Consider the following 22,782-nt stretch of genomic DNA (forward strand, 5'->3'; position numbering starts at 1 on the left):
GCTACCGTGACCGTGTGACGGAGATCAGGTTCGGATACAAGGCGTCCAACGAGCAGTTCGCACCCACGGAGCTGCTGAACTACGGCGTGATGGCGGAGGAGCAGGGTTTCGACTCGGTCTTCATCTCCGACCATCTCCAGCCCTGGAGACACGACGGCGGTCACGCGCCGTTCGCGATGACCTGGCTGGGCGCGCTCGGTGCGCGCACGGAGCGGATCGTGATGGGCACCTCGGTGCTCACCCCGACGTTCCGCTACCACCCGGCGATCGTGGCGCAGTCCTTCGCGACCCTCGGCTCGCTCTTCCCCGACCGCGTCGTGCTCGGGATGGGCACCGGTGAGGCGATGAACGAGGCCCCGCTGGGCATCGAGTGGCCCGAGGGCAAGGTGCGGTTCGCACGGTTCCGCGAGGCGGTGCGCGTGATCAAGAAGCTCTGGTCCGAGGACCGGGTCACCTTCGAGGGCGACTACTACCAGCTCGACCGAGCGACCATCTACGACAAGCCGTCGACGCCGGTCCCGATCTACCTGGCCGGCAGCGGTCCGGCCGCGACCAAGTACGCGGGCCGAGCCGGTGACGGCTACATCACCACGTCGGGCAAGGGCGCCGAGCTCTACACCGACACGCTGCTCCCGGCCGTACGGACCGGTATCGAGCTCTCCGAGCGCAAGCCGGAGGACGTGGACATGATGATCGAGGTCAAGGTCTCCTTCGACCACGACCTGGAGCAGGCGATGGAGGCGACCCGCTTCTGGGGCGCTCTCGGTCTCAGCGCCGAGCAGAAGCACTCCGTCGAGGACCCGGTCGAGATGCAGCGTCTCGCCGACGCGCTCCCGACCGAGGCGACCGCCAAGCGGTTCATCGTGTCGACCGACCCCGACGAGCACGTCGCGCGGATCAAGGAATACCTCGACATGGGCTTCACCCACCTGGTCTTCCACGCCCCGGGTCCGGACCAGGCGAAGTTCCTCAAGCTCTACGGTGAGGAGATCCTCCCCAAGCTCCGCGCTCTCGCCTGAGCTGGGCCGGAGCATGGCCAGGGCCCCGGCCGGGAATCAGAACCGGGGCCCTGGGAGGACCGCCCCACATACGTGGTACGCCGTCCGGATGTGTTGTGTTGCACTCGTTTGGGATCGGTTGCGAATTCCATTTCCGGTGTGGTCGGCAGGCACCTACGCTCACCAGGCATGAGCCTGATGGTCGACCCGTTCGTGGACGCCGCCGAGAAGCACCGGCGCGAGCTGCGTGTGCACTGCTACCGGATGGTGGCGAGCTTCGACGAGGCCGAGGACCTGGTGCAGGAGACCCTGGTCAAGGCCTGGGAGCGGCGCGACCAGCTGACCGACCCCGAGGCGATGCGGGCGTGGCTCTACCGGATCGCCACCAACACCTGCCTCGACTTCCTGCGCCGCAACGAACGGCGGCCGAGGACGTACGCCCCGCTGCCGGGGTTCGACCACGGCACCGGTGAGCCCCCGGAGCTGCTGGAGTGGCTCCAGCCGTTCCCCGACTCCCTGCTCGAGCCGGAGCGCCCGGAGGACGAGGCGGTCGCGCGAGAGACGATCGAGCTGGTCTTCCTGACCGCGATCCAGCACCTGACCCCGCAGCAGCGGGCGGTCTTCGTCTTCCGTGAGGTGCTCGGCTGGTCGGCCGCCGACACCGCGGCCGCGCTCGACGTCACCGTCGCCACCGTGAACTCGCTGCTCCAGCGGGCCAAGCCCGCGCTGCGCCGCCATCTGCCCGAGGACCGGTCGACGTGGCGCACCGAGGGGCCGACCGAGGAGGAGCGGAAGGTCATCGACGCCTACATCGCCGCCGGGGCGAGCAACTGGCGTGAGGGCATCGCCGACCTGCTGACCAGCGACGCCGTGCTGACCATGCCGCCGAACCCGTTCTGGTTCACCACCCGCGACGCGCTGCTGTCGTTCGTGCTGCCCAACCTCGACCCGGCCTCGCCGACCTACCTGGGCGAATGGAAGTTCATCCCGGCGCAGGCCAACCGGATGCCAGCGGTCGCGGGCTACGTACGCCGCCCCGGCACCACGATCTACCGCCCGCAGACGCTCGACGTGCTCCGGATCGTCGACGGGCGGCTCGCCCAGATCACCACCTTCGAGCCGCATCTCTTCCCCGCCTTCGGGCTCCCGCAGGCGCTGACCTGAAAAAAGTTCTGGCCGACCCGATGAGTGGGTGGTGTCGCGTACGTCCTAACGGTCGGATCACGCACACCAGGTGTGTGAGGACAGCTCAGGAGACATCATGAACGCACAGCTTCAGGACCGCACCGCCATCGTCTGGGGCGGCGCGGGCGACATCGGCTCGACGACCGCGAAGGCCTTCGCCGAGGCGGGTGCCACGGTCTACCTCGCCGGCCGGACCGAGGCCAGCCTGGCGGCCAGAGCCGAGGAGGTCGGCGCAGCCGGCTATGGGGTGGTCGACATCCTCGACGAGGACGCCGTGGTCGCCTTCGTGGAGCGGGTCGTCGCCGAGACCGGCTCGCTCGACATCTCGTTCAACGTCGCCGACCGCGGCGACATCCAGGGGCAGACGCTGCTGGAGATCTCGGCCGCCGACTTCACCCAGCCGGTCGTACGCGGCATCGCCGGCTCCTTCCACACCGCCCGCGCGGCCGCGCGGCAGATGGTTGCGCAGGGCCGCGGGGTCGTGCTCGCGCTCGACTCCGGCTCCGCACGTGGCTCGGCGCCCGGCATGGGCGGGACCAGCGCGGCCGACGGTGCCCTCGACGCGCTCGTCCGTGATCTCGCCGCGGAGGTCGGTCCCTCCGGCGTACGCGTCGTGGGGATCTGGACCGCCGGGATCACCGAGACGTTCACCGCGGAGAAGTTCGAGCGGGTCCTCGGGACGCGGCTGCCGGAGGAGGCACTCGACGGGATCCGGGCGAACCTCGACGGCATGCGGATGACCAAGCGGTCGCCGCGGCTGAAGGAGGTTGCCGACACCGCGACCTTCCTCGCCTCCGACGGCGCCGGCGCGATCACCGGCACCTGGCTCAACGTGACCAGTGGGATGTACCCGAGCTGAACCGGGTTAAGGTTCCCGGCATGTCCTGGACCAGGGGTGAGCCGCTCACCGACGTACATCGGGAGCGGCTCATCGCCGCGGGGCTCGAGCCGGAGGTGCTCGCCGGGCTCCAGCTCAGCGAGATCACCGGGCCGTTGCCGGAGTGGTGGCACGAGGGCGGCAACGCGCTCTACCTGCGCGACGGGTTCCCCCTCGACAAGCGGCTGATCGAGCTGCTCGGGTTCTACCCGTTCTCCGACGCGCTGATCGTGATCGCGACCGACATCACCTCGATGCAGGCGCTGCTGGTCGGCGGCGACTCGCCGACCATCTTCATCGGCCCGGACACGAGCATGGTCTGGGGCGAGATCTACTGCGGCGGCGGCTCCGCGGTGATCCTCTCCGGTGGTCTCGTGGCGACCTCGCGCGCGCAGATCGACGCCCGCAACGGCGGCTCGATCGTGGCTGCCCGCGACCAGCTCTGGGCGGCAAACGTCTACGTCGCCACCGACGACATGCACCGGCTCGAGGACGGTGAGACGGGGCAGCGGATCAATCCGTACGGTGCCAACATCCGCTTCGGCGAGCACGTCTGGCTCGGCCGTGACGTGATCGTCACCGGCCACGCTGAGATCGGTGACGGTGCCGTCGTCGGCATGCGCGCCATGGTCCGCAACCAGAAGGTCGAACCGCGTACGGCCGTGGCCGGCGTCCCCGCCCGACTGATCCGCGAGAACGTGGTCTGGTCCGGCGAGGACACCCCCTGATCCCTGCGCCGTGTGCTCAGAGCTCGAGCAACGGCACGAGAGCGCGAGCGAACTCGGCGGGAACCGCACTGGCGCCCACGTGGTTTCCGGGCATGTCGATCAACGGTTGACGCAGCAGATCGGCCAGGGCCTGGGCCGCCCGACGTGCCATCTGGTGATGGCTCAGCGCGCCGGCGCACACGGTCAGCCGGACTCGACGGATGACCTCGATATCGGGCTCGTAGAAGACGCTGGGGCCGGCCATCTGGCCAAGGAAGTAGCGGTTCTTGTCGAGCTCCTCGGGCGGTAGCTCCGGCAGCGCGATGTGCGCGGGAGGCACCTGATCCTGCGCCGTGTGGTGGGCGGCGCCGCTGAGGTCGAAGAACTGCTGCACGGCTTGCTGAGGATCGGTCGTCGCGACGGCGAAGGCCGCTGCAGCGCGGTCGGCGAGGGTGGAATCGTCGAGGAGAGTGATCAGGGGCGGCTCGTGCAGCACGGCCGATCCGATGATCTCGGGATGCTGCTTGGCCAGCTCGAGAAGGGTCACGGCTCCGCCGCTCGTACCGACGAAGAACGCCGGTGCGCCGGTGAATGCGTCGACCAGCGCAGCAAGGTCTCCAGCGAGGACCTCGGGCGTCGGCGCAGCCATTCCAGGTCTCACGCGACTGGCCCCGATGCCGCGAGGATCATGGGTGACGACGGTGAACTGCCCTGCCAGGTCCGCCGCGAGAGCTGCAAACCCGGCTCGCCCTGCCGGCGCTCCGACGAGGAAGAGCAGCGGCCCCTTCCCCTGGACGCTGTACGTGATCTCCGTGTCAGGCCGCTCGAGGACGTTCAACGAGCCGGTTGCTTGATCGGTGTAGTCCGCGATCTTGCGGCTGATCACCTCGAGGGCCCGGTCCAACGCCTCACGGCGTTCTTCGACACGACGGCGATGTGCGGTGAGCAGCTCCAGCCGCAACTGCGACGGGTCGGTGACCTCGGCGTCGGCTCCGGTGAACTGTGCGATGTCGGCCAGGGGCATCCCGGTTTCGCGTAGGTGGACCAGCATGCGGATCACGTCGACATCGGCCGCAACGTACTGACGGCGCCCAGCAGCGTCACGCCGAGGGGCAGGCACGATCCCCTCCCTCTCGAAGTACCGCAGTGTGTCGGGTTCGAGGCCGGTACGCGCGGCGACCTCTCCGATGCCGAACCGCACTTCTTGCTCACTCATGGGGCAAGCCTCCGACCTGGACCTCGGTTCAGGTCAAATGGCTATCCGACCCGCGACCCGCGGTCGAGGTCCATCGAACCTCCGAACGGCCCGCCGCTCGTAACGTCCCATTCACATTGCGCCCGCCGCAGCGTCGCTGCCGGCACGCACGCTTGACGCCATGGCATCGGCCCACCGCCCCCTTGTGATCGGCCATCGCGGAGCGCCCGGCTATCTGCCGGAGCACTCCTTGGAGTCCTACCGCCTGGCGCTTCGCCAGGGCGTGGACGCCCTCGAGACGGATGTGGTGATGACGAGCGACGGGGTGATGGTGCTCCGCCACGAGAACGAGCTCTCCCGCACGACGGACGTGGCCTCCCGACTGGAGTTCGCGGAGCGGCGTACGACCAAGGTCATCAGCGGCAAGAAGTGGACCGGCTGGTTCACCGAGGACTTCACCTTCTCCGAGCTGCTCAGCCTCGGAGCGCCGACGTCGAGCCAGCCGATCATCACCCTCGACACGCTCCTGCTGCTCGTCGCCGACGAGTCGCAGCGCCGCGGGCGGCGGGTCGGGCTGCACGTGGAGGTCAAGCACCCGACGTACTTCGCCTCCATCGGCCTGCCCGTCACCGAGACCCTGCTGCAGACCCTCGCCGACCACGGCGTCGACGCCTGGAACAGTCTCCCGGGCCTGCCCACCCAGCGGCTGTGGCTGCAGAGCTTCGACGAGGCGTGGGTGCGGGAGATGAGCACCCGCACCGACCTTCCGCTGGTGCAGCTGGTCGACAAGAAGTGGGGCGCGGTCGACTGCGCGGAGATCGCGACGTACGCCCAGGCCATCGGCCCCAAGAAGTCGATGGTCCGCAAGAAGGGGCAGCCACCCACCGGCTTGGCCGACGAGGCCCACGAGCACGGTCTGCTGGTCTTCGTCTGGACCCTGAAAGCAGGCCGCGACCAGGCGAATCGCCTCTTCGAGGCCGGTGTGGACGGCGTGTTCGCCGACTACCCGAACCGTCCGATCGCGGCCTTGGCCGACATCACACAGGTTCAGACCGCCTGAGGCTGGCGCCCGCACGTAGGGTGTGGGGCATGCCGCCCCTCAACGCGGACCGCGCGGTCCTGATCGCCGCTCGGGAGGTCCTGCTCAGGGACCCCCGCGCGACCATGGCCGCGGTCGCAGAGGAGGCCGGGATGGGAGTGGCCGGGCTCTATCGGCGCTACGCCAACAAGCAGACACTGCTGCGGGCCGTCGCCGCCGACAGCTATCGCCGCTACATCGCCTTCGCGGAGGCGGCGTTGAGCGACACCGACGACCCGTGGCACGCGTTCACGGGCTTCCTGCGCCAGGTGCTCGACGACGGACTCCCGCGGCTCACCCTCGCCCTGCGCGACGAGGTCAGCTTCGACGAGGTCCTGCGTGACCTGGACAAGCTCGCCGTACACACCACCAACCGCCTCCTGCGTGGCGCCCGCGGCAGCGGCATCCTCCGCCCCGACGTCACCCGCGCCGACATCACCGTGCTCCTCGAGCAGATCAGTCGCATCGACGTAGGAGACGACGTACGCAGCGCCGCCCTGCGTCGCCGCTACCTCGCCCTCGTCTGCGACGGCCTGCGCGCCGAGGCAGCCAGCCGCCGCCTCCCGGGGCCGCCTCCGCATGAGGCTGAGCTGATCGGGCGGTGGGCGGGGGAGATCTCGAGCGTCTCCTAGGCTGGCCGGCTTCGTTGTCGGGCTTCGTCGGTCTTGGTTTTGGTCTCGGTTCGCCGCTGCGGAGGTGGCCGTGGTTTCGTTTCGGGGTTCGCCGCCGACCCTTGGTTCGATTGTTTCTCGATCGCGCACCGCGTCAAGGACGGGCTTCGCCCGCCGGCTTCGCCGGTCGCCTGCGGCGATCCTTGACCCGGTGCGCGATCGAGAAAGATTTGGCCTGTATCGGGTCGGCGGCGAGGGTTTGGCGCAGCGGATTCAGTTGGGTGCGGGCTTGGGGGCCGTGGGCTGGTCGTGCGCGCTGGCGGGTCGTGCCTCGTGGGTGCCTACGGCAGTGGGCGTGACCTTGTGAATCGTGCACAAGGTTGCGTCGGTCTGGCCGGGTCGGGTTCGGTGGCGGCAGGGTCGCGCGTTTCCCACTGATCGGGAGAGTTCCCCACGGGCGTGGAGGCTCCCCATGCACCGGAGCGTGGGGAACCGTCGCTGCGGTGGGGAAGCGTCCCGGCGAGTGGGGAAACGCGAGCGTGGAGTCCAGAAAAGCCGACTGGAACGCTCGCCGGGCACCAGAACGACCGGCTTCGGCAAGAGCTGAAACCGGTTGATGGTTGGAGTCGTCAGGCCCGAAGGAGCAGGACCCGATGGTGTGATTCCTCGCCCAGCCGGTCACGGGCGACGGGTGAACCTGATGGTCCCGTCGGGTAGTCGCTCATGGACGTACGCCGCGTTGTGGGCCAGGCGGTGATGGTGGGGACAGAGCAGCGCCCCGTCCTTGAGATCTGTCTTGCCGCCGGCGGCCCAGGGTTCTAGATGGTGGGCATCGCACCATTCCGGTGGCATGTCGCAGCCTTCGGCTTGGCAGCACTTGTGCTGGAGCCGCATCGCCTTGCGTTGGATGGGCTGGAAGAACCTGCTGCCCCGGCCGGCGTCGAGGACCTCGCTGTCGCCACCGAGGACCCAGGGGATGATGGTGGCGTTGCACGCCATCCGCCTCGCCTCGGCCGCGGTGATGGTGGTGCCGTTGGTCTCGTCGTAACCCAGGGTCGCGATGCCGAGGTCCTTGCGGAGCTCCTCCAGGCTGATCACCACGTTGACCACGGTGGCGTCGCCACCGTGGCGGGGCAGCCCGGCGGGGTCGACGGTCTCGAGCAGCCGCGAGAAGCCTTGTCCCATGAGTCGTTCCCATCGCGGCAGCGGGGCGCCCTTGGCGACGAGTTGTTGTTTGCGGGGCTGGGCCCAGGCCTCCACCAGCCGCTTGAACCTCATCCCCATCGAGGTCGGCAGGACGCCGTCGAACCCGATGGTGCCGTCGTGGTTGTCCCAGACCCGTAGCGCGGTCTTTTGGTGAGCCCGTTCCTCCTCAGCGAGGAGTGCTTTGGCTTCGGCGTCCTCGAACCGGGCCGGGTCGATCTCGGCCAGGATCCGTCTCCCGACGATCCGGAGCTCGTTGGCGGTCAACCGGGTGGCGTAGTCAACGAGGAGCTTTTCGGCGAGGATCAGGTCTTCGCTGCTGGCGAGGGGGTTGGTCTCGATCTTGTCGAGGGCTTGGGTGATCACCCTTGCTTTGTCCTGGGACACGACGCCTTCGGCGAGGCCGGTGGCGACGAGGTCGTACTTCGCGACACTGGTCGCGAGTTTGATCTGGGAGCGAGCCACGGCCTTGTCGACGAGGAGGTCGGTCCGCATCCAGGCGGAGGCGTCTTTGGCGCCGGTCTCCTCGGCGATGTCGCCGGCCGTGGCGAGCACTCGGAGTTTGAGGGCGGCTTGTTGGGCTTGGATTTTCTCCAACCGTTCCAGCAGGTCTTTCTTCTGGCCGGTGCGCCAGTAGGCCGGGTCGGTGGTCAGCAGGTCTTGGAGGGCGGTCTCGATGGCGGCCAGGGCAGCGTCGATCGCGTCGCCGGGGTTGGTGCCCCAGTGGTCGATCGGACGCCCGAGACTCATCGCCGTCCCTCTCCTCGGAGGTGTGCTGTGATAGGTCTGATTCTACGCTCACCGCCTCTGTCTGGCCACCTATTTGACCAGGTCAACCGCTGTTTTCGCGGTGAGCGAACGGCCTCGTATCTGTGGATGGTAAGTGGCCCGAAGGGCCACCCTTGCGTCCCATCAACCTCACCCGTCCCAAGGAAGATTCCGCTGCGCCACACCCGGGCCGCCGCCCCGATAGCCAGCCAAATCTTTCTCGACGGGCGCCGGTGTCAAGGACCGCGAAGCGGCCGGCGAAGCCGGCGGCCGAAGGCCGTCCTTGACTCCGGGGTTCGTCGAGAAGACCCTCAAAGAACGGGTCGGCGGCCCACCCCAACCAAGAAGAACGATCCCGCAGAGAAGACAAACGCGCCCCCGCGAAAAGAAGTCAGTTCTTCCGAAGAAGCGCAGCAAGAAGCCCGATAGAGCCGCCGACAATCCAGGGAAGCGGGAGAAGCCAGCGAAGGTCCTCGACGCTGTGGATGACGACGGTCCCGCTGACGATCAGGGCCCAGACGACGACGAAGACCAGAAAAGCGAGACCCATGACCAGATGGCCGATGTTGACCGGGTGCCGGCCGGTGGGCTCCGGCGGTTGCGCCTGGTCCTCGAAACGCGGCGGCGGGGCGTAGTCGTAGCTCACGGGTTGCTCCTCTCGGCCGTTCCGACGAAGGCGGCGGCTCGGGGGTCGCTCTCCTCGAAGACCTTGATCTCGCCGACGTCAGCTGTGGTGGTCAGATGGAGGTCGGCGTCGTCGGCGAGACCGGGTTCGCTGCCTTCCTTCCCGGCGACATGGGTGCGGGCCAGGTTGAACCCGCCGACGTCGCTGCGGGTCTCGTCGAAGATCTGCGCCTCACCGACGGCGCCGACGGAGGCGTCGACGGCGACGGTGGCGTCGTCGGGGACGATCACGGTGATCTCACCGAAAGAGCTGTCGATGTCGAGCTCTCGGCCGTCGAGCGTCTTCGCATCGATGGCGCTCAGGTCCAGCGTGATCTCCCCGGCGTCGACCTGGTACGACGACTCCAGCATCGCGACGCTCCGCGGGTGGGACTCGATGCTGCTGCCGGTGTCGATGTTCGAGGGGTCGATCATGGTGAGCGGCAGTGCGGCGAGCGCCAGCAGCCCGAGGAAGATCAGCCCACCGGCCCGGCCCCAGAAGGCGCCGAGCACGAGGAAGCCACCGAAGACGGCCAGGAGCGCGGCCGGGTAGGCGCTGGTCGGAACCGGCGCCCAGTCGGCGACGTCGACGAGCCCGAGGACACCGACCACCAGTGCGGCGACCGCGATGGCGCGGCCGAACAGCAACGGCGGGCGCCGCCTACCGGCCACGGTGACAGGCGCGCTGGGATCGTACGATCCGGGCGGCCACGGCGCCGGAAGAGTACGCGTCGGGGCCGCGGGAACGTGCATGCTCGTGGTGGCAGGGGACGAGGCAGGGGACGGAGGAGGTCCGCTGCGCTTGCGGCCCCACTTGCCGCGGTTGGCGTACCAGAGCGCGACCACCCCGAGCACCGCGAGCCAGAACCACGGGACGCTGGTGTCGCCGAACGCGTCGCCGAGCAGCGAGATCGCCGCGATCCCGCCGGCGATCCAGAGCAGGAGGTTGCGGGCAGGTGGTCCGACGGGGATCATCCCGTCCTCGGCACCCTCCTCGGGCACCAGCACCCAGGCCGCGACGTACACGATCCCGCCGGCGCCCCCGAAGAACACCGCCACGACCAGCAGCACGCGCACCAGCAGCGGGTCGACGTCGAAGTGGCGTGCGATCCCACCCGCGACGCCGGCGATGTGCCGTCCCTCCGGGGAGGCATGGGTCGTACGCCGCAGGCCACTGAGGTTGCGCAGCTGCTCGACACTGGGCCGGGCGCGCGCCTCGGAGACAGGCGGTGGCGGCTCCGGGTTGGGAGGCGGCGGCGCCTCGGGCGGGATCGTCACACCCCTACTCTGACTCCTCCACGCCCCGCAGACCATCAGGGACGGCCCTGAGTTCTCGACGAGCAAGGATCAGGGTGAATCCTCATGGCACACACCCGTGGTTGGTGTGACGATGGATGTCATCATGACGACAACCCACGCCACCGCGGAGCTACCGGAACCGCCCCCGGAGCGCACAGGCCCCACGGCTCCGGGCTCCGCTCCAGCGGTACGCCGCGCCTACCGCGACACCGACGCGTCGGTGATCGGTGGCGTGGCCGCGGGCCTGGCCGAACACCTCGGCCTCCCGGTGCTCGCCGTGCGCGCGTTCTTCGTGGTGACCGCCGTGTTCAGCGGCTTCGGCGTGCTGCTCTACGCCGCCCTGTGGATCTTCATCCCGGCCGCGCCTCTCCTGGAGCAGTCCACACCAGGCGGTGAGAGCGCGACGCGCGGTGGCCGCCGCCCCGCCGCGCGTTCGGGCGGTGTCGACAAGGGCCCGGCGATCGCGCTGCTCGCCCTCGGGTTCGGTGCCGTGGTGCTCTTCGACACCGTGCTCGGTGCCGGTGCACTGATCTGGCCGGCGATGCTCGGCGTCGCCGGTGTCGCGCTGCTGTGGCGCCAGGCCGATGCCGCCCAGCGAGAGCGCTGGATCGACGGCACCGGACGCCTCGACCTGGTGCGGATGGTGTTCGGGAAGGGCGGCTGGCGGGCGTACGTCCGGGTCGGCGTCGGTGTCGGCCTGATGCTCTTCGCGGTGATCCTCGCCGGCGGCCAGCTCGACTTCGGCAACGCCACCGCGCTGATCATCGCCGGGCTGATCGTTCTCGGCGCGGGCTTCCTCGTCGTCGGGCCGTGGATGCACCAGCTCGCCAGCGACCTGGGCAGCGAGCGTGAGGAGCGGATCCGGAGCCAGGAGCGTGCCGACATGGCCGCCCACCTGCACGACTCCGTCCTTCAGACCCTCGCGCTGATCCAGCGCAACTCCGGCGATCCCGCGATGGTGCAGAAGCTGGCCCGCGCCCAGGAGCGCGACCTGCGGGAGTGGCTCTTCTCGACCCCGGCCGAGGCCGACGAGACGTTCGCGGCCGCGCTGAAGGCGGCCGCAGCAGAGGTCGAGGACACCCACGGCGTGACCGTCGACGTGGTGGTCGTCGGCGACGGCCCCTTCGACGAGACGGTGCGCCCGATCGTCGCCGCCACTCGCGAGGCGGTCACCAACGCCGCCAAGCACGCCGGCACCGGACGGGTCGACGTCTACGCTGAGGCGACCGAGGAGGCCTTCGAGGTCTTCGTCCGGGACCGGGGAGCGGGCTTCGTCGTCGACGAGGTCTCCGCCGACCGGCACGGCGTACGCGACAGCATCATCGACCGGATGTCGCGCCACGGCGGCAGCGCTGTGGTGAGATCGTCTCCGGGAGAGGGCACCGAGGTGCGGCTGAAGCAGCCGCGGATGGAGAGCAACCATGAGTGAGGTCAAGGTCGTCATCGTCGACGACCATGCGATGTTCCGCACCGGCGTACGCGCCGAGCTGAGCCGTTCGCCGGTGATCCGGATCGTCGGGGAGGCCGAGGATGTCGACTCCGCGGTCAAGGCGATCGCCGAGGGCAAGCCCGACGTGGTGCTGCTCGACGTACATCTTCCCGGCGGTGGCGGTGTCGAGGTGATGCGCAAGGCGCCCGCCGTCGACGGCTCGCCGCGCTACCTCGCGCTGTCCGTCTCCGACGCGGCCGAGGACGTCATCGGCACCATCCGCGGCGGCGCCAGGGGCTACGTCACCAAGACCATCACCGGTGCCGAGCTGGTCGCCGCGATCCAGCGGGTCTCCGGCGGAGACGCGGTCTTCTCACCGCGTCTGGCCGGCTTCGTGCTCGACGCCTTCGCCGGCACCATCGCCATCGCCGACATCGACGAGGACCTCGACCGTCTGACCGAACGAGAGCGCGAGGTGATGCGCCTCATCGCCCGTGGCTACTCCTACAAGGAGGTCGCCGGCGAGCTGTTCATCTCGATCAAGACGGTCGAGACCCACATGTCGAACGTGCTGCGCAAGCTGCAGCTGTCGAGCCGTCACGAGCTCACTCGCTGGGCCAACGACCGCCGCCTGCTCTAGTCCTAGGCCGGCTCCGGTGGGCGAGCCTCCATCAGGTGGGCGAGCTCATCGGTCTCCGCGTCGGTGAGCGTCGTGAACCCGTCGCCGCGCAGGATCTGCAGCGTCCCGTCGGAGATGTCCAGGAACAGCCCCACGAGACGTACGTCCCGGCCTGCCAGGAGCTCCCCGAGGCGGTCGATCATCACCGCGACGTTGACCTGGGAGACCTGGTCGACCTCGCTCCGGCCGGCCGCGGCGGCTGCGGCGCCGACCGGATGCCCGGCCTGCCACTCGTGGATGGCCGGAGCGGCATGGCGCAGCCAGTCGCCGACCGGCCCGGCCGGCACGTCCCCGGCACGGGTGCTCTCCAGCGCGGAGGTGATCGCCCCGCAGCGGGAGTGGCCGCAGACGACGACGGTGTTGATGCCGAGGTCGTCCACGCCGAAGAGCATCGGCGCCGCGACCGAGCTGTCCGGGCTACCGGGCTCGGGCACCAGGTTGCCCATGGTGCGCACGGTCAGCAGGTCGCCCGGTCCGCTCGACGTGATCAGGTTCGGTACCACCCGGGAGTCGACGCAGGTCAGGAAGACCGCGTGCGGCTCCTGGCCGTCGGCCAGCCCCTCGTATACCGGGCGCAGCGGTGCCGCGTGGCGGCGGTGGTACTCCCGCACGCCGAGGGCGAGCGGGTGGTGACGATCGGTCCGGTCGGCGCGTACGTCCTGCCAGGCGCTCCACGGCAGCAGGCCGCGGGGGCTGATCGGCGGCGCCTTCAGCGCGCGCTCCTGACGGGGCGCCTCGTCGCCGTGCGGTCCGGAGTGCTCCACGAGCACGGTGCCACCGGCTTCCTCGTAGCGGGCGCGCCAGTGGTCGAGCTGGTCACGTCCGGCCGGGTCGAGGTAGTCCACCAGGAGGTCGAGCTCGACGACCTGGCCCTCCGGGATCTCGTCGAGCCTGCTCACCAGTGTCGGCGTCGCCAGGAACGAGAGGCTGCCGTGCACCTCGACCAGCCACTTCTCGCGGCCGTCGGCGGCCTGGCCGGCCATCCGTACGTCGATCCGCACGTGGACCAGGCGCCACAGCACCAGGACCAGCGCGGCCACGAGGCCGATCATGACACCTTCGATGAGGTTGAGCGCCAGCACTCCGGCGATGGTGAGGCCGTAGATCCACAGCTCGCCACGGGCGTGCGCCTGGGAGATGTCGGCAGGCCGGACCAGGCCGGTGCCCATCATGATCAGCAGCCCGGCCAGAGCGGCGAGCGGGATCTGCTCCACGAGTCCGACCAGGACGAGGGCGAAGAGGAGCACCCAGACGCCGTGCAGGATCGCGGACACACGGGTGCGGGCTCCGGCGGCGACGTTGGTCGAGCTGCGCACGATGACGCCGGTGACCGGGAGGCCGCCCAGTGCGCCGGATGCGGAGTTGGCCAGACCCTGACCGACGAGCTCGCGGTTGAGGTTGCTGCGCGGGCCGCCGTGCAGCTTGTCGACGGCGACCGCCGAGAGCAGGCTCTCGACGCTCGCGACCAGCGCGACGGTGAGCACCGCGCCGGCCACGGCGAGCGGGGTGCCTTCCGGCAGCGCGACCGAGCCGATCTCGTCGAGCAGGTCACCGCCGAGCTCGACCCGCTCGGCGCCCGGCAGCCACGCAGCCGCGAGGAGGGTGAGCGCGACGACGGCCACCAGTTGGCCGGGCACCGCGCGGATCCGCTGCGGGAGCCGTGGCCAGGCGAGCAGGATGGCGATCACCCCGAGCCCGGCCAGGACGGCGTGGATGTTGGGTTCCTGAGCGTTGCCGATGATGTGCTTGACGTTCTCGAACGCGCTGGACTGCGACCGGCCGCCGAGGGCGACGTTGAGCTGGCCGAGCACGATCGAGATTCCGATCGCAGCGAGCATCGCGCTGACGACGGTGGGCGAGATCGCCAGCGCGTAGCGCCCGAGCCGGGTGGCACCGAGCACGACTTGGAGCACCCCGGCCATCACGGTGATGGCGCAGGTCGCCTCCCAGCCGAACTCGGCGACCGTCTCGGCCACGACGACGGTCATGCCGGCAGCAGGGCCGCTGACCTGCAGCGGGGAGCCGCCGAAGAGGCCGGCGACGATGCCGCCCGCCGCGGCGGCGATCAGGCCCGCGGCGACAGGAGCACCGGAGGCGACGGCGATGCCGAGCGAGAGCGGCACGGCGACGAGGAAGACGACCAGCGAGGCCGGTACGTCGAAGCGGATGGACTGGCGGAGCTGGTCGAGCGGTCTGGACCCGCCGGTGGGCAGGGTCGGGCGAGGTGATGACACGTCAGAATCCTCCTTGCGGAGCCGAGAGCGATGGTGGCGGTCACGGTGAGAGTAGGCAGACGCCGCCGAATTCCCCAAGGCGAATGTGACCAAAATCGTGTGATCGTTCGAAAACGCGCCGAAGCGGTACCGCGTGGTGGGCTCCGAAGCGGTGGCTCTAGTCTTTGCCCATGGAGATCGTGCGGCACATCCTGCTCGTCATTCACCTGCTCGGCTTCGCAGCGCTCTTCGGCGGCCTGCTGGTGCAGATCAAGGCCCCTGACAAGGTCGCCAACGGCCTCATGCGCGACGGCTCCGGCACCGCGTTCCTCGCCGGGCTGCTGCTCGTCGGCGTCCTCGAGATGGGCGACGGTCCGGTCGACCACGCCAAGGTCGGCGTGAAGCTCGTGATCGGCCTGGTCATCCTCGGCCTGGTGATGTCGCAGCTGCGCAAGCCCAAGATCTCCGACGGGCTCTACTGGACGATCTTCGGGCTGACGATCATCAACGTCTGCGTCGCGGTCTTCTGGTCCTCCGCGCACGTCGCTGCCTGACGATTCTCACCGGGCCCGCCGACCCGCGACTTGTCGGTGCCAGCCCCTAGGCTGGAGTCAGCATGAGTACGCCTGATCAGACCCCCGTTGCCACCATTCCGGGCCTCGAGGCCTTCGCCTCGGCGCAGCCGGCCGACGAGCCGCGTACGAAACGGCGTGGCCCGAGCACGGAAGAGCTCCTCGACGGGCTCAACGAGCCCCAGAAGGCCGCCGTGCAGCACGAGGGAGCGCCCCTCCTGGTCGTGGCGGGAGCGGGGTCGGGCAAGACCCGGGTGCTGACCCGGCGGATCGCGTGGCTGATCTCGCAGCGCGGCGCACATCCCGGCAGCATCCTGGCGATCACCTTCACCAACAAGGCCGCGGCCGAGATGAAGGAACGCGTCGAGGCCCTGGTCGGCAAGCGCGCCCGGATCATGTGGGTCTCCACGTTCCACAGCGCCTGCGTACGGATCCTCCGCAAGGAGATCGACAAGGTCGGACTGAAGTCCAACTTCTCCATCTACGACGCCCAGGACCAGAAGCGGCTGATGCAGCTGGTGCTCAGCGACCTCGACCTCGACCCGCGTCACTACCAGCCCGGCCAGGTGCTCAACTGGGTCAGCGACCAGAAGAACGAGCTGCGCGACGTCGAGGCGGCCGAGAAGGACGCGCGCAACCACCTCGAGCAGACCTATGTGGCGGCCTACAAGGAGTATCAGAAGCGTCTGCGGCAGGCGAACGCGCTCGACTTCGACGACCTGATCATGTCGACGGTCGAGCTCTTCCGGACATACCCGGAGGTGCGCGAGGTCTACCGGCGCCGCTTCCGGCATGTGCTGGTCGACGAGTACCAGGACACCAACCACGCTCAGTACGCCTTGGTCCACGAGCTCTGCGCCGACCGGATGGACGACACCGCGCTGACCGACACCTACGCCGAAGAGACTCCGCGTGCCGAGCCGGCGGAGCTGATGGTGGTCGGCGACGCCGACCAGTCGATCTACGCCTTCCGCGGCGCCAACATCCGCAACATCCTCGACTTCGAGCAGGACTTCCCCAACGCGACCACCATCCTGCTGGAGCAGAACTACCGCTCCACGCAGACGATCCTCACCGCAGCCAACGCGGTCATCAAGCACAACAAGGGGCGCAAGGAGAAGGCGCTGTGGAGCGACGCCGGCAACGGTGATCGCATCGTCGGTTACGTCGCCGACGACGAGCGCGACGAGGCCCGGTTCGTCTCCGACGAGATCGACAAGCTGGTCGACGGTGGGCTCAAGGCCGCCGACGTCGCCGTCTTCTACCGCACCAACGCCCAGTCGCGTGTCTTCGAGGAGGTGTTCATCCGCACCGGCCAGCCCTACAAGGTCGTCGGCGGTGTGCGCTTCTACGAGCGCAAGGAAGTACGCGACGCCCTCGCCTACCTGCGCACCCTGGCCAACCCCGACGACCAGGTCTCGCTCCGAAGGATCCTCAACACCCCCAAGCGGGGCATCGGCGACCGTGCCGTGGCCTGCGTCAACGCGCTCGCCGAGCGCGACGGCCTGACCTTCTGGGACGCGCTGCAGAAGGCCGAGGACGCCCCCGGTCTGGCCACCCGCAGCCTGACCAACATCAAGGCCTTCGTCGCGATGGTCGAAGAGCTGCTGCAGATGGTCGCCGCCGGCGAGCGTGCCGACGTCATCCTGGAGACGGTGCTCGACCGATCGGGCTACCTCGCCTCGCTCGAGGAGTCCGACGACCCGCAGGACGAGACCCGCGTGGAGAACCTCGCCGAGCTCGTCGCCGTGGCCCGTGAGTTCTCCGACGACCCGGTCGCGGCTCCCAGTGCCGATCCGGCCGACGTCGATGCCGGAACCGTCGAGCCCGGGCTCCGCGACTTCCTGGAGCGGGTCGCCCTGGTCGCCGACACGGACCAGATCCCCGACGACGAGGACGGCCTGGTCACCCTGATGACGCTCCACACCGCCAAGGGCCTGGAGTTCCCCGCGGTCTTCCTCACCGGCATGGAGGACGGCGTCTTCCCGCACTCCCGGGCCCTCGGTGACGGCACCGAGCTCGAGGAGGAGCGCCGCCTGGCCTACGTCGGCATCACCCGCGCCGAGAAGCGGCTCTTCATCTCGCGTGCCGTCGTCCGGTCCGCCTGGGGCGCGCCCTCGCACAACCCCGGCAGCCGCTTCCTCGACGAGCTCCCGGTCGACCTGGTCGACTGGCGGCGTACGGAGAAGGAGATGTCCTCGTGGGGCCGGCCGAACTTCGCCAACGACAGCTGGGGCGGTGGCCAGCGTCTCGGCCAGCCCACGGCCGCCGGCCGCCGCAACTTCTCCTCGGCCGCGCTGCGTGCCGATGTCGCGGCCAAGTCGAAGCCGGCCCGTGAGGTGCCTTCGCTCGACCCGGGTGACCGGGTCACCCACGACTCCTTCGGCCTCGGCACCGTCGTCACCATCGAGGGCTCGGGCGACAAGCAGGTCGCGAGCATCGACTTCGGCGACACCGGGGTCAAGCGGCTGCTGCTGCGCTACGCGCCGGTCGAGAAGCTCTAGTCACGCCGAGTCGGCTCGTTAGAACGGGCCGACTCGGGGCTGACTGTAGATGATTACGCGCCGAGTCGGCGCAACCGCACGCCTCGCTCGCTTCGCTTCGCTCCAAGGCGTGCAGTTGCGCCGACTCGGCTACACACTGGGACGCGCTGCGCGCGTCAGCTCGGGTCTACGCCGTGCTCGTTGAGGGCGGCGTCGGGGTCGACGGCGTCACCACCACCGGGGCGGACCTCCACGTGGAGGTGGTTGCCGGTGGAGTTACCGGTCGAGCCGACGTAGCCGATGACCTCGCCGGGGGAGACCGTCTGGCCGACGGAGACGCCGTAGTCGCTCTGGTGGCAGTACCAGATCTCGGTGCCGTCCTCGAGGGTGATGATCGTCCGGTTTCCGTACGCCCCGCCCCAGGCGGTCTCGGTGACCGTGCCGCGGGCGATCGCGCGGATCGGCGTGCCGTAGGGGGCTGCGAAGTCGAGACCCGTGTGGGTGCTGGACCAGTTGGAGCCCGAGGAGCCGAAGGTGCCGGTGATGCGGTAGACGCCCGCCGGGATCGGCAGCTCCCACATGTTGGACTTGAGGAACTTGTCCTGCTTGTCGGCCTGGACGTCGACGCCCTGGAGCGCCTTCTCGCGGTCGCTCGCCGCGGTGTCGGCCTCGGAGCGCTCGTCGTTGCGGGTGACGGTCGCGGAGCGGTCACCGACGACGACCATGTCGCTGTCGCCACCGAGCGCGGTGGCGCCGACGAGGCGTACGTCATCGGCGGCGACCATCGTCGGACCACCGGTCAGCGCGATGCCACCGATGGCGGCGGCGAGAGCCGCGGCGCCGGCGGTCAGCGGGACCGTCGGACGGCCACCGGCCGCAGCAGCGGCGGCGCGCCGGGTGCGGGGACGGGTGGGGCCGCCGATGCCGACCATCGTGCCGGTGGTCTCGACCGCCGGGAGGTCGTGCAGCTCGGGCCGGTAGGTCGCGATCTCGCTGATGCTCGGCAGGTCGACGCTGCCCGTGTCGGCGCGGAAGTAGGTCTCGGCCTGCTGCGGGTCGCTGTGGTAGCCGTCGGCGTAGTCGTCCTGGTAGTACGCCTCGTGCGGCTGCGGCGCCTCGTAGTAGGGCGCGTCGACGGTGTAGGTCTCGGCCGGCAGGTCGATCGCCATCGAATCGAAGTCGATCTGCTGCGGCAGCGACACCGGCGGGGCCGGGAACGAGGTCGTGTCGATCTTGAACGACGTCGGCGGCGCGTCGAACGCCTCCTGGAACTGGAACCCGCGGGGCTCCTGGATCTCCGGCTCGTAGGCCGGAGCAGCCGGGGCCACCGGCGGAGCCGGGATCTGGCGGGCCTCGCGCACGGCGCGGATCTTGCCGGTCAGCGGCGCGAACGTGTTGGCCATCCGCAGCGGCTTCGGGGTGTGCGTCGGCTCGGGCGCCTGGAAGGTCGGCTCAGGAGCGACGGGAGCGACCGGGGCGACGGGCGCCACCGGCTCGGGAAGCACCGGCGCGGGAACAACCGGAGCTGCGGGAACCGCCGGAACGCCGCGCGGCGGCGTCTTGGTCGAGACCGATCTGCTCGACGTCGCCTTGGTCGGCGCGGGCTTGGTCGGCTGGGTGAGGAACATGGTGAGCTCGGAGGTCGTCATGCCTCCGACGCCGAGGTCTTCGAGCACCTCGGGGGTCACCTTGTCCGGGTCGATGCCCATCGAGGAGAGCAGGTCGGCCAGGACCGGGTCGATCTGGGCCGCCCGGCGCTGCACGGGCACGATCGGGGTCGCCGCAGGAGGCGGCGGCGTCGGGAACGAGGCCGGGAAGGAAGGGCCGTCGCCCTCGACGAGAGCACGCAGCTCACCCGTCGAGATGCGGCCGTCGCGGGTCTCGTCAGCGCGCGGGGATCCGACGACCGGCAGCTTGCCGGTCTGGTCGAGGACCACGCGGTTGGGCCGGGCCTTGGCAACCGGCTCTTCAGGAATCTCAGGGGCGGGGGATGGCTTCGCGGTCCCAACGGCGGGGGACGGCGCGGCGCGCCGCTTCCCGACGTAGGAGGTCGATCCGGTCGCTCGCGGGGCAGGCCTGGAGGCAGGGCTGTCGGTCGCCGGCGCTGCGCGCCGCTTCCCGACGTAGCTGCTGCTGCTCGTGGTTGCTCCGGGGGAAGGGGTGACCGAACGCGGACTGTCACTTGTGACGTCGGCTCGGTGGTTGCCCATCAGTTCATATCTCCGCTGTTCGGGGTCAGACGGCGAGCCATGACTGTAACGGACCGGAGGGCGCGGTCAAGAAATGTGGCACGCCCGTTTCGCTGATTTCACCTTCGGCGACGGCCGAATCAGTCGCTGATCTGCGTATTTCCGCCAGATTCGGAACTCGATTGCGGCATATTCATGTCACCCGAAACGCGTGTCTTCGGTCCATTTGAGCCTCGATACGGTGTCAAAACCGTCCGGTCCCCGGACCTCGAGCCGCGTCGTACGGGGTCAAACGGCGGTCACTACGTGCGGCTACGGTCTGTTACCCAAGGTTGCCGATTTGTTGGTATATGTCCGGTGTGTCCGGTCCCACGCCTCGCTAGTGGCATACGTCACGTCGTGTGCCCTGGGCTCGTAAGACCGGCTCGGCGGGGTCTATGGTGCTGGACGGACACATCTGAAGACGAGGGCGTCGACCGCTGATCCATGCGGTACGCCGCCCCGTACCGCAACACACAGACCAGGTGGATCAGTGGATCTCATGGAGTACCAGGCGAAGAAGCTCTTCGCCAAGCACGGCGTCGCCGTGACCGAAGGTGTCGTCGTCGAGACGGCTGAGGAAGCCAGGAAGGCCGCCGAGGAGATCGGCTTCTGCGTCGTCAAGGCGCAGGTCAAGGCCGGTGGCCGAGGCAAGGCCGGCGGCGTGAAGCTGGCCAAGACCGCGGACGAGGCGTTCGAGCACGCCTCGAACATCCTCGGCATGGAGATCAAGGGCCTGAGGGTCAACCGGGTGCTGATCACGCCGGCGACCCCGCCGGTGGAGGAGTACTACTTCTCCTTCCTGCTGGACCGGTCGAACCGGCAGTACCTCTGCATCGCGTCCGTCGAGGGTGGTGTGGAGATCGAGGAGGTCGCCAAGACCAACCCCGACGCCGTGAAGCAGATCGGCATCGACCCCGGCAAGGGTGTCGACGAGGCCAAGGCGCGCGAGATTGCGACCGAGTGCGGCTTCCCGGAGCCCGTCTTCGAGCAGGCCGTCGCGATGATCCAGAGCCTCTACACGGTGTTCACCGAGGAGGACGCGACGCTCGTCGAGGTCAACCCGCTGGCTCGCCTGGAGGGCGACAAGCTGGAGGCTCTCGACGGCAAGGTGTCGCTGGACGACAACGCCTCCGAGATCCGCCACGAGGACCACGAGCAGTTCGTCATCCGTGACGAGGAGGACCCGCTCGAGGCGAAGGCCAAGGACAAGGGCCTCAACTACGTCAAGCTCGACGGCCAGGTCGGCATCATCGGCAACGGCGCGGGTCTGGTCATGTCGACCCTCGACGTCGTCGCGTACGCCGGTGAGGCGCACGGTGGCGTCAAGCCCGCCAACTTCCTCGACATCGGTGGCGGCGCCAACGCGCAGGTCATGGCCGACGGTCTCGACGTCATCCTGAACGACGAGCAGGTCAAGTCCGTGTTCGTGAACGTCTTCGGTGGCATCACCGCGTGTGACGAGGTCGCCAAGGGCATCGTCGGCGCGCTGGACATCCTCGGCAACGAGGCCACCAAGCCGCTCGTCGTGCGTCTGGACGGCAACAACGTGGACCTGGGTCGCCAGATCCTCAGTGAGGCCAACCACCCGCTGGTCACCATCGTCGACACCATGGACGGCGGCGCCGACAAGGCCGCCGAGCTGGCCAACGCCTGAGGTCAGGAGAGAGAAACATGAGCATCTACCTCAACAAGGACAGCAAGGTCATCGTCCAGGGCATCACCGGCGGCATGGGTGCGAAGCACACCGCCCTGATGCTCGACTCGGGCGCCCAGATCGTCGGTGGCGTCAACGCCCGCAAGGCCGGCACCACGGTCACCCACAAGGACGCCCAGGGCGCCGACGTGGAGCTCCCGGTGTTCGGCACGGTCGCGGAGGCGATGAAGGAGACCGGCGCCAACGTGTCGGTGCTCTTCGTGCCGCCGGCCTTCACCAAGGACGCCGCGATCGAGGCCATCGACGCCGAGATGCCGCTGATCGTGGTCATCACCGAGGGCGTCCCGGTTCAGGACACCGCCGAGGTGTGGTCCTACCTGCAGGGCAAGGCCACCCGGATGATCGGCCCGAACTGCCCCGGCATCATCACGCCGGGCGAGTCGCTGGCCGGCATCACCCCGCACACCATCACCGGCAAGGGCCCGGTCGGTCTCGTCTCCAAGTCGGGCACGCTGACCTACCAGATGATGTACGAGCTGAAGGACTTCGGCTTCTCCACCGCCATCGGCATCGGCGGTGACCCGATCATCGGCACCACCCACATCGACGCCCTCGAGGCGTTCGAGAAGGACGACGAGACCAAGCTCATCGTCATGATCGGTGAGATCGGTGGCGACGCCGAGGAGCGGGCCGCGGCCTACATCAAGGAGAACATCTCCAAGCCTGTCGTCGGCTACGTCGCCGGCTTCACCGCGCCGGAGGGTAAGACCATGGGTCACGCCGGTGCGATCGTGTCCGGCTCCGCCGGCACCGCGCAGGCGAAGAAGGAGGCCCTCGAGGCCGCCGGCGTCAAGGTCGGCAAGACCCCGTCGGAGACCGCTGCTCTCGCTCGCGAGATCCTGCAGTCCCTCTGACGTACGTCAGTTCCTGACCGCCC

At 69.2% G+C, this 22,782-nt stretch carries 18 protein-coding genes; 12 read left to right on the forward strand and 6 right to left on the reverse strand.

Annotated elements, in window-relative coordinates; genetic code table 11:
- Positions 1-14: 14 nt before the first annotated feature.
- From fgd to ABTX24_RS16875, 4 genes are all read left to right on the forward strand, one after another.
- Positions 15-1,019, forward strand: coding sequence for a glucose-6-phosphate dehydrogenase (coenzyme-F420) (gene fgd, locus ABTX24_RS16860; protein ID WP_160025275.1), 1,005 nt, complete (start codon positions 15-17; stop codon positions 1,017-1,019).
- A 168-nt stretch (positions 1,020-1,187) separates the two neighbouring features.
- Positions 1,188-2,162: an RNA polymerase subunit sigma-70 gene (locus tag ABTX24_RS16865; protein ID WP_350841112.1), complete on the forward strand. Its 975-nt coding sequence runs from the start codon at positions 1,188-1,190 to the stop codon at positions 2,160-2,162.
- A 97-nt stretch (positions 2,163-2,259) separates the two neighbouring features.
- Positions 2,260-3,042: an SDR family NAD(P)-dependent oxidoreductase gene (locus tag ABTX24_RS16870; protein WP_350841114.1), complete on the forward strand. Its 783-nt coding sequence runs from the start codon at positions 2,260-2,262 to the stop codon at positions 3,040-3,042.
- A 20-nt stretch (positions 3,043-3,062) separates the two neighbouring features.
- Positions 3,063-3,788 carry an acyltransferase gene (locus tag ABTX24_RS16875; RefSeq protein ID WP_350841116.1) on the forward strand — a complete coding sequence of 242 codons (726 nt, stop codon included), beginning with the start codon at positions 3,063-3,065 and terminating at the stop codon, positions 3,786-3,788.
- 16 nt (positions 3,789-3,804) lie between these two features.
- Here the strand turns inward: ABTX24_RS16875 and ABTX24_RS16880 are convergent, their stop codons facing one another.
- Complete coding sequence (locus ABTX24_RS16880; protein ID WP_350841118.1) at positions 3,805-4,983, reverse strand: alpha/beta fold hydrolase; 1,179 nt, start codon at positions 4,981-4,983, stop codon at positions 3,805-3,807.
- A 160-nt stretch (positions 4,984-5,143) separates the two neighbouring features.
- On the opposite strand from ABTX24_RS16880, the gene ABTX24_RS16885 reads away from it, so the two are divergent.
- Together ABTX24_RS16885 and ABTX24_RS16890 are read left to right on the forward strand one after the other, a co-directional pair.
- On the forward strand, positions 5,144-6,022 hold the full coding sequence (locus tag ABTX24_RS16885; RefSeq protein ID WP_350716798.1) for a glycerophosphodiester phosphodiesterase family protein: 879 nt from the start codon (positions 5,144-5,146) through the stop codon (positions 6,020-6,022).
- Between the two features lie 29 nt (positions 6,023-6,051).
- Entirely contained in the window at positions 6,052-6,672 is a 621-nt protein-coding gene (locus ABTX24_RS16890; protein ID WP_350841120.1) for a TetR/AcrR family transcriptional regulator, read from the forward strand.
- Positions 6,673-7,329: 657 nt separating this feature from the next.
- Here ABTX24_RS16890 and ABTX24_RS16895 read toward each other — a convergent pair.
- From ABTX24_RS16895 to ABTX24_RS16905, 3 genes are all read right to left on the reverse strand, one after another.
- Positions 7,330-8,604: an HNH endonuclease signature motif containing protein gene (locus ABTX24_RS16895; RefSeq protein ID WP_350841122.1), complete on the reverse strand. Its 1,275-nt coding sequence runs from the start codon at positions 8,602-8,604 to the stop codon at positions 7,330-7,332.
- A 409-nt stretch (positions 8,605-9,013) separates the two neighbouring features.
- Complete coding sequence (locus tag ABTX24_RS16900) at positions 9,014-9,268, reverse strand: hypothetical protein (RefSeq protein WP_350841124.1); 255 nt, start codon at positions 9,266-9,268, stop codon at positions 9,014-9,016.
- On the reverse strand, positions 9,265-10,563 hold the full coding sequence (locus ABTX24_RS16905) for a PspC domain-containing protein (RefSeq protein ID WP_350841126.1): 1,299 nt from the start codon (positions 10,561-10,563) through the stop codon (positions 9,265-9,267). Before ABTX24_RS16905 ends, ABTX24_RS16900 begins: the two co-directional genes overlap by 4 nt.
- A gap of 124 nt (positions 10,564-10,687) precedes the next feature.
- On the opposite strand from ABTX24_RS16905, the gene ABTX24_RS16910 reads away from it, so the two are divergent.
- Together ABTX24_RS16910 and ABTX24_RS16915 are read left to right on the forward strand one after the other, a co-directional pair.
- A complete protein-coding gene (locus ABTX24_RS16910) occupies positions 10,688-12,013 on the forward strand; it encodes a PspC domain-containing protein (protein WP_350841128.1) in 1,326 nt (441 codons plus the stop codon).
- A complete protein-coding gene (locus tag ABTX24_RS16915; RefSeq protein WP_350719667.1) occupies positions 12,006-12,653 on the forward strand; it encodes a LuxR C-terminal-related transcriptional regulator in 648 nt (215 codons plus the stop codon). Before ABTX24_RS16910 ends, ABTX24_RS16915 begins: the two co-directional genes overlap by 8 nt.
- A gap of 2 nt (positions 12,654-12,655) precedes the next feature.
- Here the strand turns inward: ABTX24_RS16915 and ABTX24_RS16920 are convergent, their stop codons facing one another.
- Positions 12,656-14,926, reverse strand: a complete 2,271-nt coding sequence (locus tag ABTX24_RS16920; RefSeq protein ID WP_350841130.1) for a SulP family inorganic anion transporter — start codon at positions 14,924-14,926, stop codon at positions 12,656-12,658.
- Positions 14,927-15,096: 170 nt separating this feature from the next.
- Here ABTX24_RS16920 and ABTX24_RS16925 point away from each other — a divergent pair, with 170 nt between their 5' ends.
- Complete coding sequence (locus tag ABTX24_RS16925; protein WP_160025265.1) at positions 15,097-15,459, forward strand: hypothetical protein; 363 nt, start codon at positions 15,097-15,099, stop codon at positions 15,457-15,459.
- 62 nt (positions 15,460-15,521) lie between these two features.
- A complete protein-coding gene (pcrA, locus tag ABTX24_RS16930) occupies positions 15,522-17,981 on the forward strand; it encodes a DNA helicase PcrA (protein ID WP_350841132.1) in 2,460 nt (819 codons plus the stop codon).
- 155 nt (positions 17,982-18,136) lie between these two features.
- On the opposite strand, the gene ABTX24_RS16935 is transcribed toward pcrA, so the two are convergent.
- Positions 18,137-20,170, reverse strand: a complete 2,034-nt coding sequence (locus ABTX24_RS16935) for a M23 family metallopeptidase (RefSeq protein ID WP_350841134.1) — start codon at positions 20,168-20,170, stop codon at positions 18,137-18,139.
- 511 nt (positions 20,171-20,681) lie between these two features.
- On the opposite strand from ABTX24_RS16935, the gene sucC reads away from it, so the two are divergent.
- Together sucC and sucD are read left to right on the forward strand one after the other, a co-directional pair.
- Positions 20,682-21,845 carry an ADP-forming succinate--CoA ligase subunit beta gene (sucC, locus tag ABTX24_RS16940; RefSeq protein ID WP_091052902.1) on the forward strand — a complete coding sequence of 388 codons (1,164 nt, stop codon included), beginning with the start codon at positions 20,682-20,684 and terminating at the stop codon, positions 21,843-21,845.
- A gap of 17 nt (positions 21,846-21,862) precedes the next feature.
- Positions 21,863-22,759 (forward strand): succinate--CoA ligase subunit alpha, encoded by an 897-nt coding sequence (gene sucD, locus ABTX24_RS16945; RefSeq protein WP_008364062.1) that lies wholly within the window; start codon positions 21,863-21,865, stop codon positions 22,757-22,759.
- The last annotated feature ends 23 nt before the right edge of the window (positions 22,760-22,782 follow it).

Origin of the sequence: Nocardioides sp. NPDC127514 (assembly GCF_040302125.1) — a bacterium.
Taxonomy (GTDB): Bacteria; Actinomycetota; Actinomycetes; order Propionibacteriales; family Nocardioidaceae; genus Nocardioides.

Bases quoted from the DNA above. Each gene is read 5' to 3' on its own strand.
- ABTX24_RS16925 (WP_160025265.1), top strand. From the start codon at position 15,097: ATGGAGATCGTGCGGCACATCCTGCTCGTCATTCACCTGCTCGGCTTC.
- ABTX24_RS16935 (WP_350841134.1), bottom strand. From the start codon at position 20,170: ATGGGCAACCACCGAGCCGACGTCACAAGTGACAGTCCGCGTTCGGTC.
- ABTX24_RS16885 (WP_350716798.1), top strand. From the start codon at position 5,144: ATGGCATCGGCCCACCGCCCCCTTGTGATCGGCCATCGCGGAGCGCCC.
- ABTX24_RS16875 (WP_350841116.1), top strand. From the start codon at position 3,063: ATGTCCTGGACCAGGGGTGAGCCGCTCACCGACGTACATCGGGAGCGG.
- ABTX24_RS16910 (WP_350841128.1), top strand. From the start codon at position 10,688: ATGACGACAACCCACGCCACCGCGGAGCTACCGGAACCGCCCCCGGAG.
- ABTX24_RS16890 (WP_350841120.1), top strand. From the start codon at position 6,052: ATGCCGCCCCTCAACGCGGACCGCGCGGTCCTGATCGCCGCTCGGGAG.
- ABTX24_RS16915 (WP_350719667.1), top strand. From the start codon at position 12,006: ATGAGTGAGGTCAAGGTCGTCATCGTCGACGACCATGCGATGTTCCGC.
- ABTX24_RS16870 (WP_350841114.1), top strand. From the start codon at position 2,260: ATGAACGCACAGCTTCAGGACCGCACCGCCATCGTCTGGGGCGGCGCG.
- pcrA (WP_350841132.1), top strand. From the start codon at position 15,522: ATGAGTACGCCTGATCAGACCCCCGTTGCCACCATTCCGGGCCTCGAG.
- sucD (WP_008364062.1), top strand. From the start codon at position 21,863: ATGAGCATCTACCTCAACAAGGACAGCAAGGTCATCGTCCAGGGCATC.
- ABTX24_RS16880 (WP_350841118.1), bottom strand. From the start codon at position 4,983: ATGAGTGAGCAAGAAGTGCGGTTCGGCATCGGAGAGGTCGCCGCGCGT.
- ABTX24_RS16895 (WP_350841122.1), bottom strand. From the start codon at position 8,604: ATGAGTCTCGGGCGTCCGATCGACCACTGGGGCACCAACCCCGGCGAC.
- ABTX24_RS16865 (WP_350841112.1), top strand. From the start codon at position 1,188: ATGAGCCTGATGGTCGACCCGTTCGTGGACGCCGCCGAGAAGCACCGG.